General features: G+C 45.0%; 9 protein-coding genes and 1 riboswitch. Of the genes, 4 read left to right on the forward strand and 5 right to left on the reverse strand.

The genetic code is table 11. The features are described from left to right. Positions 1-88: 88 nt before the first annotated feature. The 3 genes from L2755_RS15625 to L2755_RS15635 all read right to left on the reverse strand — a co-directional run bounded on the left by L2755_RS15625 (position 89) and on the right by L2755_RS15635 (position 5123). A complete protein-coding gene (locus L2755_RS15625) occupies positions 89-1525 on the reverse strand; it encodes an amidohydrolase family protein (RefSeq protein WP_428847804.1) in 1437 nt (478 codons plus the stop codon). Beyond that, entirely contained in the window at positions 1525-4572 is a 3048-nt protein-coding gene (locus tag L2755_RS15630) for an amidohydrolase family protein (RefSeq protein ID WP_248981612.1), read from the reverse strand. Before L2755_RS15630 ends, L2755_RS15625 begins: the two co-directional genes overlap by 1 nt. Positions 4573-4730: 158 nt before the next feature. After that, complete coding sequence (locus tag L2755_RS15635) at positions 4731-5123, reverse strand: H-NS histone family protein (RefSeq protein WP_248981613.1); 393 nt, start codon at positions 5121-5123, stop codon at positions 4731-4733. A 338-nt stretch (positions 5124-5461) separates the two neighbouring features. On the opposite strand from L2755_RS15635, the gene L2755_RS15640 reads away from it, so the two are divergent. From L2755_RS15640 to L2755_RS15650, 3 genes are all read left to right on the forward strand, one after another. Next, positions 5462-6211, forward strand: coding sequence for an electron transfer flavoprotein subunit beta/FixA family protein (locus L2755_RS15640; protein WP_248981614.1), 750 nt, complete (start codon positions 5462-5464; stop codon positions 6209-6211). Next, the gene (locus tag L2755_RS15645) at positions 6211-7134 is read left to right on the forward strand and encodes an electron transfer flavoprotein subunit alpha/FixB family protein (protein ID WP_248981615.1); all 924 of its coding nucleotides are present in this window, start codon (positions 6211-6213) and stop codon (positions 7132-7134) included. Before L2755_RS15640 ends, L2755_RS15645 begins: the two co-directional genes overlap by 1 nt. Positions 7135-7330: 196 nt before the next feature. Next, positions 7331-7552, forward strand: a riboswitch (Lysine riboswitch). Between the two features lie 79 nt (positions 7553-7631). Then, positions 7632-9203, forward strand: a complete 1572-nt coding sequence (locus L2755_RS15650) for a Na+/H+ antiporter NhaC family protein (RefSeq protein WP_248981616.1) — start codon at positions 7632-7634, stop codon at positions 9201-9203. A gap of 93 nt (positions 9204-9296) precedes the next feature. Here the strand turns inward: L2755_RS15650 and L2755_RS15655 are convergent, their stop codons facing one another. Beyond that, positions 9297-11432 carry a M3 family metallopeptidase gene (locus L2755_RS15655; protein WP_248981617.1) on the reverse strand — a complete coding sequence of 712 codons (2136 nt, stop codon included), beginning with the start codon at positions 11430-11432 and terminating at the stop codon, positions 9297-9299. 412 nt (positions 11433-11844) lie between these two features. On the opposite strand from L2755_RS15655, the gene L2755_RS15660 reads away from it, so the two are divergent. Then, positions 11845-12423 carry a thymidine kinase gene (locus L2755_RS15660; RefSeq protein ID WP_248981618.1) on the forward strand — a complete coding sequence of 193 codons (579 nt, stop codon included), beginning with the start codon at positions 11845-11847 and terminating at the stop codon, positions 12421-12423. Positions 12424-14139: 1716 nt separating this feature from the next. Here L2755_RS15660 and L2755_RS15665 read toward each other — a convergent pair. Then, complete coding sequence (locus L2755_RS15665) at positions 14140-15087, reverse strand: tetratricopeptide repeat protein (RefSeq protein ID WP_248981619.1); 948 nt, start codon at positions 15085-15087, stop codon at positions 14140-14142. Positions 15088-15337: the final 250 nt, after the last annotated feature.

Raw genomic sequence — 15337 nt, forward strand, 5'->3', positions numbered from 1 at the left:
AAGCCGCAATAGAGTCGGTGTACATTGATGGCCGAAAAATTGATTTAAATAATCGTCATCAACAGCTTTATCAAAAGTACCTAAAGCGCTAAAATTCAAAGTTATAGCGCTTTAGGTACTTTTGATAAAGCTGTTGATGACGATTATTTAAATCAATTTTTCGGCCATCAATGTACACCGACTCTATTGCGGCTTGCATCGGATCCAATATGTCGCCAGTGGCAATAATTATATTGGCTTTAAATCCAGGGGCTATGGCGCCCATATCATCGATACCGAGTATTTTTGCGGCGTCAAGAGTAATGCTTTGTAGCGCTTGCGACTTGGTTAATCCATAGGCGACCGTTTGTCCTGCTGCAAAGGGTAAGTTACGGCTGTTCCAGTCAGATGAGAAACCCAGTGCAAATGGAATATTAGCTTGCTTAAGCAGTGCAGGGATCTTAAAGGCGAGATCAATGGGTTCATCCTTGCGCTTAGGCAAACTTAAGGTTTCGGTGTAAATAACCGATGCATTGACCTCACTTAACACATCCGCTAATCGCCAAGCATCATAGCCGCCCACAATGACTATCTTAAAGCCGTAGATCTTGCTAAGTGCTATCGCTTCCTCTATCTGCTTTTGTGACTGAGCATGGACAAACAGCTGCGCATTGCCATCAAATAGGGATGTTAATGCTTGCCAGCGCAGATCGATTTTAGCAATTTTCCCCGCTTGCAGCGCCAGTTGATAACGGTGAGCATCGGCAAATGCTTGGTGCACCTTGTCGACACGCTGACTGAGATCTTCAAGCTGCTCTTGACGCTTGTCGGTATCCGATGACAGCCAGCGAATATAAGGCCAATAGAGGTGGAACTGTTTGTTGCTATCAACCAGCGCATCTTCGATAGTCCAGCTGTCCATAGAGACAAGGGCAGACTGACCTGCTAGGCCGTCACCTTGTGGTACCACCTGAGCATGGGTAATGCCATTAACACGAACGGTGGGGATGATCTCCGAGTCTGGGTTAAAAGCGCTGATCGCTTCAAGTTGTGGGTTGATAAAGCCAACCTCGTAGGCATCATTACTTGAACGCATCATCTCAACTTCAACCAGCCCCATGGTGGTATCAAGGGCGATTAATCCGGGATAGATGTGCTTCTTAGTGGCATCAATAACCACCGCATCTGCAATTAAGCCTGCTGTAGCAGAGCGTGCTGTAGCAGAGCGTGCTTTGACAGCTGCGCTTGCAGACTCCGCGGCCTCAGCTGCATGAGTTGGATTGGTCGCATCAATGGCTGCCGGCTCCGCCAGATTTTGACCTACCGCAACAATTTTGCCATCAGCGATAAGTACGTCAGTCTGTTGCAATTGACCATGAGTGACAGAGTGCACGGTGGCATTCGTAAATAATACGGCGCCACTCTCAATGGGGGCTGGTAGCATGTCGTGAGCATAAACCGCACTACTAACAATAAAAGTGCTAATAAAAGTAGCAACAAAACCAAGCAGCGAATAAGCGTGTTTAGTCGATTGAGTAACCATCATTATAGTGCTCCTTGAGCAGTCTGTTGCCAAGCGTTGAAGTGGGTATCGCAGTGCCATTCAGGTTCTATTTTCTCGCTGCTGGTTTCGCCCTTTTTATCGGTGTCGTCGCTCTGCAGGATTTTTTGAATTAATGCAGCGCGCTCTGTTTCAACGGCAATTTGAGCCAGTTTATCTTGCTCTCGGCTAAAGTAACGACGGCCCTCGACCCAAGTGGATTCCACTTTGGCGTAAACCGACAGCGGTGAATTGCTCCAGAGCACGATATCCGCTTGCTTACCTTCAACCAGTGAACCGACTTTCCCATCGATCCCTAGCTGTATCGCAGGATTAATGGTGATCATCTTCCAGGCATCTTCTGCTGCCATGCCGCAATACATCATCGATTTAGCGGCTTCTTGGTTGAGTCGACGCTGCATTTCATAATCATCAGAGTTGATACTGGTGAGTACGCCCTTGTTTTGCATTAAGCAGGTATTTTGTGGAATGGCATCATAAACCTCGAATTTATAGGCCCACCAGTCTGAGAAGGTTGATGCATAAGCGCCATGTTTTGCCATCTCGTCAGCGACTTTGTAACCTTCAAGAATATGGGTGAAGGTACCGACTTTAAAGTTGTAAGCTTCGGCGAGTCTGATAAACATCAAGATTTCAGACTGCACATAGGAGTGAATATGCACACTACGTTTCTGCTCTAACACTTCTGCCACAGCTTCTAAGCGGTAGTTGTACTGCGGTGCAATAGTGCGTCTGCGTTCGCTTGAACGCATTTTTTTATAGGCTTTTTGTGCCGCTCGGTAGGCTAGCGCTTCGTTAAAGGCTTCACTAAAGAGTGACTGCACCCCAATGCGACTTTGCGGGAAGCGGCGATTAAAGTTATCGCCCCAATGACTCTGCTTGACGTTTTCACCCAAAGCGAACTTTATACTGGCAGGAGCACCATCAAACTTTAGCAGCTCGGCATTGTCGCCCCACTTGAGCTGAATGATCTGCGCTTGACCACCAATAGGGTTGGCACTGCCATGTAAAATTTGTGCCGTGGTGACACCGCCAGCAAGGCCGCGGTAGATAGCAATATCATCGGGATTGATGACATCGCCAATTCTGACTTCGGAGGTGACGGCATCGGTGGCTTCATTGATGCCGCCATTGAGTGCAATGTGCGAGTGCTCATCGATAATACCGGCGGTTAGGTGCATCCCCGTTGCATCAATCACTCGGTAATCCGACGGTGTACGCAAGTTGCTGCCGATCTCTTCGATGTTACCTTGAGAGATTATTAAGTCAGTATTATTAAGCACGCCACTTTTAGCTGATGTCCAGATGGTGGCATTCTTAATATGCAGCTTATCTTCAATAGGTTGCTGTTGTAGACCATAGGCCACGTTAGGTGATGTTTGTTTAGCAACTTGGCTTAACCTAGCTTGATGGTCCTGTTGCTGCGTTGGCTCATTATCAACAACAAGTTCGAGCTTGGTGCCGCCAAAGGGGATCGTTTGACTATTGCTATCGAGTAGGCGACCGCGCAGACCCGCTTCATCAAACCACAATGTAAAGCGACTAATACCACTAATACCTGCTTCGGTTAGATCTGCACTAAAAGTCATTCGCCCCTGATTGTAGCTAACGTTGGCCAGTGTTATCTCTTTTTCGCCACTGGATAGAGTACCGCTTAAACTGGGATCTTGCTCAATGTTGAGATCAAAGCTGAGTTCGTTGATTTGCAGTTGGTATGGTTGAGCGAGCATGGCAAGATCACGACTGATAAGCTGGTGCTCTTCACCTTGCAACCAGATGCTGGTTATCTTGCCATCTGCAAATACATTGCCATTACTAATCACCAAATCAGCCATAAATCCTGGCTTTAGTTGACCGACCATGTTGCTTATGCCTGCAATTTCGGCGGCTTCTGTTGTGAGCGCGGCAAGGGCGGTTTCTTCATCTAAGCCGCGCTTTATTGCTTGCTTAAGTCGTGGCCAAAACTTGTCGGCTTTTATTCCATATTGAGTCAATGCAAAAGGCACATCTGCTTGAGCGACTATGGCGAGATTACTTGGCGCACTTTCCCAATGTCTTAATGTCGCTAAACTCACATCACGGGCACTGTCACTATCGATGATTTTTGGCGCGGCAGGGTAATTCAACGGCAGCACTAAACTATATGGGTAAGACTTCAGTTCATCGATTCTGGCATATTCATGACCATTACCAACGAGGCTTCCGCTTACTTTTTGCTCACTTAATAATCTAGCTGCTCTTATTTGATTATTCAAATTCTTGGTTTGAAATATAAAGCTTTGTTCTTCAAGACCCCCTAGGCGCTCTAATGCGATGTTAAACTCAATGTTGTTGCCAGTATTTGAACTCTTACTTATATTGTCGTTATACCAACGTGCATCTGCAAACGTTTGTCTAATAAGCGCCATGCTTCCCATTAATGACTGCGGGTAATCTTGAATAGATGAGCCCTTATCAAATGCCATAAACTGGTTGGTTTTAGCGCTGTATATAATATCGTTCGCTTTTTTATCCGCCAGAGATAAACTGACTCCACGCCCTCTAAAAATACCCTCTAAATAGCTAGACTGGACACTGGTGAAACCATTGTCAATCCACTTTTTCGCTTGTTCTTTATCGGGATAAACATAATTGAACCACTCTTTTTCTGAATGAACCGCGCCATTCTCAGCATTACCTCCAATTCGTTTTATTTCATAAACCGGATCATCACTAGCTTCATTTGTCGATTCATATTCGATTGCATACTCGGTAAAGGGGTCTATAAAACCTGGATAGATAATATGACCTGCTAAGTTAATTTCCAGCACTCCTGGGGGAATGTCATTATCGTTAATAATCGACTTTATTCGATTGTTTTCAATTAACAAGGTGGCATCATATAGCGTTTTTCCGGGGCTAAGCATTAGCGTTGCATGACTTAACGCAGTGATTTTAGGCGTATTATCTGTCAATTGGTCATTGGCTATTGTGCTGTAGCTGGTTAACGCACTAAGTAGAGCGACAAGGGCTATTATTTTATAATTATGCATTACCGTACTTATGTTTGTTAGAAGAGTAGGGAAGTGTGAGGATATCTTAACTTAACAAAAATTACTAAACAGTATTTGTAACTGCGCATATGATTTTAGGCTGTGTATTAACAAAAAACCCAGCAATTGCTGGGTTTTTATAGGAAGTAAACGGAAACTTAAATAAGGAAGTCTTCCATTGTACGACCTTTTTCTAATTCATTCTTGAATACAGTTGGCATACGGCCTTGGCCTGTCCACTGAACCATGTCGCCATTCACTTCAATTTGGTATTTAGCTGGACGTGGTGCACGTTTCTTCGGAGCGGCTTTAATGCCAGCGCCACCAATATCGTCAACTGATAAACCAATGGCTTCCATTTGTTGACGGATCTCTTCAATTTTAGCATTACGCTCAGCCATTGCTTCATTTTCTGCTTCAGCTTGAGATGCTTTTTCTTCGATAATTTTTTCAAGTTTTACAGCAAGATCTTTTAGCTCTTCAAGAGATAGCTCTTTAACTGCAGCTTTAAAACGGCGACCGTGGGTCAATATATCTAAAAATTCGCTCATGATGATTAACGTCCAATTAAAATAGGAAAGGATTTTATATTCTGTTGCAAATAATAGGAACTATTTCGATTAGGATCAAATGTTATTTCCATTTAATTTAGAATAAAAAGTATTAATTAAGATTAATTTGTAAAAAAGACGATTATATTTCTCAATTGTTATCGATATCGGTCAATTACGCCTTATCACATTATATTAATGTGAACAGGTGTTCGACTCTAGGTTGACGTTAACGTCAACAGCACGTAAAGTGACTCTAATTTCTGTAATAGTTGCTGTGTACTATAAGTGACTATTCGCATAATCCCGTTCATTAAGAGACGTAACAAGGAAGCCCTATGAAAGTATTGGTGCCAGTAAAACGTGTCGTCGATGCCAATGTAAAGGTCAGGGTCAATGCTGACAATACAAGTGTCGATACCGCAAACCTTAAAATGGCGATTAACCCGTTTTGTGAGATTGCTGTAGAAGAAGCCGTTCGTTTAAAAGAAGCGGGAAGCGCTGCTGAAGTGATCGTCATGAGTATCGGCCCAAAAGCTTCCCAGGAGCAATTGAGAACGGCACTCGCACTCGGTGCTGATCGTGCTATCCATATTCAGACTGACGAAGACCTTGTGCCTTTATCTATCGCTAAGCTTATTCATGCGGTACAGAAAAAAGAGCAAGTAGACTTAGTTATCTTGGGCAAGCAATCCATTGATAGCGATAACAACCAAACAGGCCAAATGTTAGCGGCGATAGGCAAAATGCCACAAGCAACCTTTGCCTCAGAAATAAAAGTGAATGCTGATCAGCTGACGGTGACGCGAGAAGTTGACGGTGGCCTGCAAACACTGATGCTACCTTTACCTGCTGTGGTTACCGCTGACCTGCGTTTGAACGAGCCTCGTTACGCAAAATTGCCCAATATCATGAAAGCTAAGCGTAAGCCACTTGAAACACTCACTCCAGCCGATTTCGATGTGACCTTAAAGTCTCACCAGACAGTCGTTAAAGTGACTCCGCCTGCTGAGCGCAGTGCGGGTGTGATGGTGTCTTCTGTAGAAGAGTTGGTTGAAAAGTTAAAGAATGAAGCGAAGGTGATCTAATGGCAATTTTAGTATTAGCAGAACACGATAACGCCAGTCTAAAACTGGATACCGCAAAAGTGGTTGCATGCGGTCAAGCCATTGGTGGCGACATTGATGTATTAGTTGTCGGTCACAACTGTGGCGATGTGGTAAGCAGTGCACAGCAGCTCAATGGCGTACGCAACGTATTGGTTGCCGATGCCGCCGTTTATGTTAACGGCCTCGCTGAAAACATTGCCGAAGTCGTCACTGAAGTTGCAGCGGACTATGAGCATGTGCTTGCCGCGGCTTCTAGCCATGGTAAGAATGTATTGCCTCGGGTTGCAGCATTACTCGACGTTAACCAGCTATCAGAAGTGATAGCAGTGGTGAGTAGTGATACGTTTGTTCGTCCTATCTATGCTGGCAGCGCGTTAGCGACTGTCCAGAGCTTGGATGACAAAAAGGTGATCACAGTGCGCTCAAGTGCATTTGATGCGGTTGCAAGCGATGGTAGTGCTGAACTCGTCACTTTGACTCAAGAGGTTGCACCTCAAGTTGAGTTTGTGTCTCAGAGCCTGACCGAATCAGAGCGCCCAGAACTGGGTAGCGCATCTGTTGTCGTCTCTGGCGGCCGTGCAATGGGCAGCAGTGAGAACTTTGGCATACTAGAGCAACTTGCTGATAAGTTAGGTGGCGCACTGGGTGCATCACGTGCTGCAGTTGATGCTGGCTTTGTACCTAACGATCTTCAAGTCGGTCAAACGGGTAAAATTGTCGCGCCAGACTTGTATATCGCCGTGGGTATTTCTGGTGCTATCCAGCATCTCGCCGGCATGAAAGATTCAAAAGTGATTGTAGCAATCAACAAAGATCCTGAAGCGCCGATTTTCCAGGTGGCTGACTACGGATTGGAAGCGGATCTGTTTGATGCAGTGCCACAGCTTATAGAGCTGCTTTAACTTAGTCGCCGTTATGCCGCTGGCAAGCTGAAAAACACCGAGTTGTTTATTCAGGGTTGCTAAGCTGTTATCGGTCATGAGTTTGAGTTGGTAATGTTTGCGATCTGTGTCACGATAAGCGGCTTTAGGGTAGCATCCCTAAAGCCGCTTATGTTTTTATGTCACTCACGTTAATTAGCTCAGTCTATTTAACGTCCTTAGAAGTAGAGGTGCATTCAATATTAGTACCGACAAGTAGGGTGATGCCTATGACTTGTTGAGAAAGGATTTGATGCCGAAGTGACAAAGCATATCGAGGCTTGTTGCTGGGGCTGTTACCAAATAGGAACAGCACTGCCATAGTATTTCTTATCGGGAAGATAAGAAGATTTTATATTAATGTCGAACATTAATATTACTGTGGAGCGCTACTGATAGGACAGGTGTAATCAGCTCTCAATGCTATATCCCACCAGTTCAGTCGGCCTCCATTCGTACTTAGCGAAGATAATAATTAAATGACAATTTTAAGCTATGCCGATTCGGCACTTTCGTTGCTGCCTCCGGTAGTTGCAATCGTACTGGCGATGTTAACCCGTCGTGTTTTACTTTCTCTTGGGGTGGGGATCCTACTGGGTGCACTACTGCTGACAGATTTCTCTGCTGCAAATACTGCGCAATACGTGGGTACTAAAGTGCTGGCGTTGGTGTGGGATGATGGCGCATTCAACAGCTGGAACCTATACATACTTGGCTTTCTCGTCGTGCTTGGGATGATCACCGCGCTGATTACCGTTAGCGGCTCGGCTCGTGCGTTTGCCGATTGGGCTCGCACTCATATTCGTAATAAGCGTGACGCTAAACTATTAACCATGTTCCTTGGTTGTGTGGTGTTTATTGATGACTACTTTAATAGTTTAGTGGTGGGGAGTGTCGCAAGGCCCTTAACAGACCGTTACTATATCTCTCGTAGTAAGCTTGCTTATCTGCTGGATTCAACGGCTGCACCTATCTGTGTTATCTCACCGGTATCGAGCTGGGGCGCGTACATCATTGCCTTGATTGGTGGTATTTTAACGGCGCACGGATTTACCGATTCAGGACATTTAAGCACGTTCGTGCAGATGATCCCGATGAACTTCTACGCTATCTTCGCCTTATTACTGCTACTGTGTGTCGCGCTGATGGGCCTCGATATTGGCCCAATGCGTCAACATGAGCTCAATGCGCAGAAAGGTAACCTCTATGATGAGTCAAAAGGATTACCCCCAGGCGCTAACTCTGGTTTGCCAGAAGCGGATAGCGGTAAAATCCTCGGATTATTCTTACCCATAACAGTCTTAGTCTTTGCCACATTCTACTTTATGGTCAGTAGTGGTGGTGATGCGCTTGCTGCTAAAAATGAAGCCTTTAGCTTGATTGGCGCATTCGAAAATACCGATGTTGGTTCATCACTATTCTTTGGGGCCTTAATTGGTTTAATCGTCACGCTGGTGCTGATCACCTACCAAGGTGTAGAGAAGATGATGATCGTTAAAGGCGTGGTCGAAGGCGCTAAATCTATGCTGCCAGCAATCTACATCTTGCTCTTTGCATGGACGATAGCCGGTGTTATCGGTCAGCTTGAAACTGGCAAGTATATGGCGAGTTTAGCGACCGGTAATATTCCGTTTGCGATGTTGCCAGCAATGCTGTTTATTTTGGCTGGCTTAACCGCATTCTCAACCGGCACCAGCTGGGGTACATTCGGTATTATGTTACCTATTGCTGCCGATATGGCGATGGGAAGCGACACGACCATGATGCTACCCATGCTGGCAGCAGTGCTTGCTGGGGCAGTATTTGGCGACCATTGTTCACCGATATCAGACACCACTATTTTGTCTTCTACGGGGGCTAATTGCCATCATATTGACCATGTGATCACGCAGTTACCTTATGCGTTAATTGTCGCTGGCATTAGTTTAGGCGGTTACATTGTACTCGGTTTCACCGGATCAGTGATGGCAGGCTTATTGACCTGTAGTGTGTTGTTTGTGATTAGCGTGATTATACTGCGGATTAAGTCTTGTCAGCGAACCACCTCTTAGTTTAGCAAGCTTTTCGTTAGGCATTAAAAAGCCGCTCTCAATGAGAGCGGCTTTTTTGTGGCTATTGTCCCGTCCTGAGATAAGCCTATTAGTTTAGTTGTTTAAACCACGGCGATTAAGCAAGGCTTCAGTCGTTGGCTCTTGACCTCTAAAGGCTTTATAGGCATCCATCGGTGGCACAGTATTACCGACCTCACGAATGGTTTTTCTAAACTTCATGCCTATTTCACGGTTCAAGCCGCCTTGAGTTTGTACGTAAGCAAAGGCATCGGCCGCCAGAATTTCACTCCACATGTAAGCGTAGTAACTGGCTGAATAGCCACCAGGGAACGCGTGAGCAAAGTAGGTCGACCTATATCTTGGCGGTACAGCAGGCAGGTCGACGCCGTGCTTTTTAAGTGCCGCAGCTTCAAAGCTGGCAACATCTTGCAGTGGTGCATCGGCTTTAAGGGAATGCCACTCCAAATCGACCAAGGCAGCCGACATATATTCCAGTGTATCGAAGCCTTGGTTAAAGCTACGCGATTTAAGCAATTTATTAAGCAGCTCCTCTGGGATCGCCTCACCGGTTTCATAGTGCTTGGCATAGTTGGCTAACACTTTAGGATGCGCCGCCCAATCCTCTTCGAAGGTGGATGGAAATTCAACAAAATCCCGTGAAACAGAGGTACCTGAAAGGGTAGGGTAATTCACCTTAGAGAACATGCCATGAGTACCGTGGCCCATCTCGTGGAACATGGTGGTCACTTCATCGTAGCTGACAAAGGTCGGTTCTCCCGCTGGCGCCTTTTTAATGTTCATCACGTTGACAACCACCGGCTTGCTGTTTAACAGCTTAGATTGACCGACAAACGAGCTCATCCAAGCACCGCCGCGTTTGCCTTCTCTGGCAAAATGGTCGGCGTAGAAAATGGCTAAACTCGTACCATCTTCATCAAACATCTCATAGGCTTTTACGTCGCTATGGTAAACGGGCAGATCTGGACGCGGGGTAAAGCTGACACCATAAAGGGCGTTAAGGGTGAAAAACACCCCATCTTTTAATACCCGATCAAACTCAAAGTAGGGGCGAATGGCGCTAGCGTCGAGATCATACTTATCTTTGCGAACAAGTTCGGCATAGTAAGCCCAGTCCCACGGTGCCAGTTCAAAATCACCGCCAGTGCTGTTTATCATCGCTTGAATGTCGGCAGCTTCTTTATTGGTATTGGCAACAACGGCCGGCACCATGGAGCCGAACATCTTGTACACCGCTTCTGGCGTTTTGGCCATTTGTGGTGCGAGGCGGTAATCAGCCCAACTGTCAAACCCAAGTAGCTCTGCGCGCTCAGCTCTAAGCTGCGCTAAACGGGCAACAAAAGAGGCGGTTTCATTTTCGCCCTCAAGACCACGATTGGCTGAGGCTTGCCATATTTGCTGGCGTAGCTCACGATTATCCAAGTGCGTCAGCACTGGCTGACGCGTGGTGTTGGTGAGGTTGAGTTGATACTGACCGTCGTGGCCATTGGCTGTAGCATCCGCTGCAGCGGCACGAATAGCGCTAGCAGATAAACCGCTGAGTTCAGCCTTATCGTCTACCACAATAGCGATCTCTTTGGTCAGTCGCATTAAGCGTTGAGCAAACTCATTGGTGAGTGTGGATTGCTCTTCGTTTAATGCGCGGATCTGCAGTTTCTGGCTATCGCTGAGCTTGGCACCGGCGCGAACAAAGCGCTGATAGTAAACCTCGACTAAGCGGTTAGCCTCTGCTGATAGGTTTAGATCTGCACGGTTGTTATAGATATTCTCGACACGGGCAAATAACGCAGGGTTGAGATTGATATTGTCGGAATGCGCTGCCATTTTTGGCGCCATTTCGCCTTGTACCTGACGCAGTGTCGGGTTGCTGTTTGAGCCTGTGAGGTTATAAAAAACCTTGGAGGTACGGTTTAACAGCTGACCACTTTTTTCCATCGCCACAATGGTATTGTCGAACGTGGCGGCATCGGGGTTATTGGCTAATTCGAGGATCTCTTGATAATGTTCCTTGATCCCTTGCTCAAGTGCCGGCGCGAAATGCTGGTCTTTAATCAAGCTAAAATCAGGCGCTTGATATTGTAAAACACTGGCTTGTAAAAAAGGATTCTGAGTTTGCACCATAGTCGCTGCCATTGGATCGTTTTTAGTGGTTGAGCAGGCGCTTAACGCGAGCGTTGCAGTAATAGCTGCGGCGATGAGTGTTTTATGCATCTGGTAATACTTCCTTCATTATAGTTGTTATTTCTTATGTTCTTTACAAGTCACACTATCAACTGTTTGTTAATTGATCCTTAAGAATGGCGTTAACTTCTCTTGTTAATTGTGTGTTTTGCTGTGAGCTATATGAGTTTTAGTCGAATTTTAAATATTAACTTTGTATGACAAGTGTAAAGGGGGAGTGACTCGTTAAATTTGCGCTATATCATGCTGATATAAGAGTGCTTAAAAATAGCTATCAACTTACTAGTGTTTGGCTGTTTGCTAGAGGATTACACTAGTTAAGGTAATAAAGTTAGTGAGTAAAATAGCGAATGATGAGCCTCACTATATGGTGGATTGTGGATGATCTGTGCTAGCTAATAATGCTAGACTAGCAATGAATTCAACCTTAAGGACTCTCGGTTTGGCGCAACTTTATTTTTATTACTCAGCAATGAACGCCGGTAAGTCGACTTCATTATTACAGTCTTCATATAACTACCGTGAACGTGGCATGAATACCTTGGTCATGACGGCGTCAATCGATAATCGATATGGTGTCGGTAAAGTGTCCTCGCGTATTGGCATCGAAACCGAAGCGCAGGTATTTGGTAGTGGTGATGATTTAACCACTATGATCGGTACTGCTCACAACGAGCAAAAGCTGCACTGTATTTTAATTGATGAATCTCAGTTTTTAAGTAAAGAGCAGGTCAAGCAGTTGACTTATGTGGTGGATATTCTCGATATTCCAGTGCTGTGTTACGGCCTTAAAACCGATTTCCAAGGTGAGTTGTTCAGTGGTAGCCAATACCTACTTGCTTGGGCTGATAAGCTAGTCGAACTGAAAACGATTTGTCACTGTGGTCGTAAAGCCAATATGGTGGTACGTCTTGATGATAGTGGCAAGCCAATGCGAGAGGGTGAACAGGTCGCCATTGGTGGCAACGAAAGCTACGAGTCAGTTTGCCGTAAGCACTTTCGAGAGTTTATCTGGGACTAATCGCTAGTTGTTCTAACATGTTTAGATTTATTAAAGCCAGTTGCTAACCGCCACTGGCTTTTTTATTGTGCGTTTGATTTTAAATTGGAAAGTCAGCAAACGCTTAGGCGGAGGCATGTAATGCTATGCCATGTAATAAGCAACATCTGAGCCAGATCCGTCATCCCGCGACTGAATGGCTGTTGATAGTTCCAACAACAATAGCATTTCCTACGTCCGTGTAGGTCAGATTCAGGAGGTAGAGCAATGCAGGGAGCAATTGCCGAGTGAAGCTTCTGGGCCGGTATCCAGTGCCTTTAAGTCTGAAATTATCAGGCCATATTGAAATTGCAGAGCATGCGCCCTGTGTCATAGCAAGCCGCCACAAGTACGTCCATGTAGGCTCTGCTAAATCATCCGTGATTTAGAAGCTTGCACGCCCCACAGCACATGCTCTGTCAGCAAGTTCAATGTAGCGTCTGACACGCTTTTGTCGGATAAGCGACACCTGTTGCCAGGTGCCGCTCTCCTAAGAACCGTACGTGCAACTTTCACTGCATACGGCTCAAGCCTCCACTAAGGCGTACTATGTTACCCGGTAACCACAGGGATTACCTTTGCAATACTAACTTGAAGCTTTGATACTTTCTGCTCTATGACTTTCCAATCTTTGGATTATCGTTGAGCAAAGCAAGGAGAGGCACTAACTTCATTTGAAGTCATCATTTGCGTTTCTCCATTAACAAAGTTCTTCTAATTTTCTTGCAACGGGAGACCAGCTGGAAGTGGGCTCACTTTCGTGCCAGACACAAGGTCTGTATCTGCATCATTACAATGCAGCTTTGGCTTTCTCCAGCCTCCTTTACCTGCACCACTATCGGCTATCTTCACAGATAACTTTCCCCAAAGGGAGCAATACAGGCTTACCCTGTTCCGTATGTTGCGCAATGTCAGGGTAGATGCCCACTATAGTGCGAAGAGTTATTTGATCACGAAAGAGCACTGTCCAATCTCTTTCCAACTCTCGTGCCTTTTGGCCACAGCGTATTAACCACTTCCGCTGTTTCTCATATAACGCACCTTAAATGGATTCACTTACGTTCATCATACTGACACCCTAGCACTTACCCGATTGTGGTTATCAGGAGGAACATCCTCTCACGATTCTGTTCCCGTCCAATGGACTTCGTTACATTGTCAGACTCGCTGCTTTATTCAGAGTCTTAGGGGCATCTGGTGATACAGATGGTTCACTCTTATCGCGGTGAACAGCGCTTCATACGACTTCAGGTCGCACGGACAGAAATGAGATAGCTTAGCAGAACAACTTGGGAATAATTGGGAGTCATCTCGGCAAGGCTTATGGGCCGGGATCTAGTGCCATTACCTAAAACATCTACTTATGATGGAAAGCAGCTCATCCACTATGTTCCTTTGCAAGCCGCCGTGAATACCTCCATGTAGGCTCTGCTGAAAAATCCCTTTTTCAGAAGCTTGCACGTTCCACAGCAGATGATCTGCCAGCGAGTTCAGAGTAGCGTCTAGCTCATTATTGGACAGAAGTGGGTTAGAGTTCAAGCTCTAAAGGTGGCTGTAGGCATTAGGAAAAGTATGGTAATCGGATATGTACTAACGCCGCTCTAAGCTGACTGAAATAGTTGGTTATAATGTGTAGCGAAACCTACTATTTTAGTTCTGTTTAAGAACTTTGTTTATTCGCGCGGGAATAACTTTAAGCTACTTAAATCGATTTCCAACATACTCAAGTAACTCTGAAGGTTTAACTACTTCAGCTATATCGTCCAGCCGACCCATATTTAAAAATACAGCTTCACCTAATTTAGGACTTTTAATATGTTGTGTAGCAAGCCTAAACTCAAACTCTTCAGCATATTCTTCGTCTTTAATAAACGGGAATAAAATCCCGTTAGAACGCTCTACTACACCAGTTGGTAAATACCAAACGTCTCCATACTCCATACAAGGATGAAGTCCTACAACACGACGAAGGAATTCCTTTGAGTCATTAATAACAATTACACTATACTCTTTGGAGCTATCCTCTTGAAATTTATTGATGTTATATAACCTCCTAAAACTCTCAATGTTAGCTTTACTAACGAGCGTAAAGCATAGAATGTTGTACAAACCTCCAATCGATAACTCCATTAGCTTTAGATCTAGACCTGCCAGTTTTACATTCTCAACTTTTACTGCTTGGTGAGGGCGATTTTCATGTAAATCATACCAAGGTCCATCTTCTTTTGGCTTTCTATAATTTTTAGTTGGACTAAATCTACCTTGTTCCTCGACTGTAAAGCCCTCGGCATACTTAGTTTCCACAACACGGAAAAGGAGCATATCACCATCAAGTTCTTCAATATCAAGTTTGCTGTGCAACTCTCGATTAATGAAGGTTGCAAACTCTTCGATCCCCTTAGTTGCCCCGCCAGAAGAAATTAATGAGTTATGTAATCCTTGCCATACCCCAAGTTTTGCATGGTCTAGTAATAGAGATTGCTTAAAATATTTAATGGCATCTCGCCATTTTTCCAGTTCCTGAAAATGGCGACCTAGTAAGTAGTGTGTATAGTAACAGTCTGGAGTGCTTTCTAATTGCTTAGAGCAAACCTCAAACAACAGTGGGGATGAAAACTCTTGTTTTTCAATAATCTCTTTTAACATCAGTAAGCCCAAGCAAACAAAAAGTTACTGTACCATATTACATATTAGGAATAATGCCTCATTGATCCATTCCAGATTTAGCGCATAACGTAGGTATGTAAAGTCGTAGTTCACATAAACTCTGGTATGGTAAGCACGCATTGTACGGTCGGTGAAAATTAGTGTTCTAAAAATCTTTGGGGCATAAATGAGTTTGACGCTTCGATGAACTTCCTAGCAGCTTGTGCGCTGAGTGGCGTGCAAGCTTCTA

Origin of the sequence: Shewanella abyssi (assembly GCF_023284025.1) — a bacterium.
GTDB lineage: Bacteria > Pseudomonadota > Gammaproteobacteria > Enterobacterales > Shewanellaceae > Shewanella > Shewanella abyssi.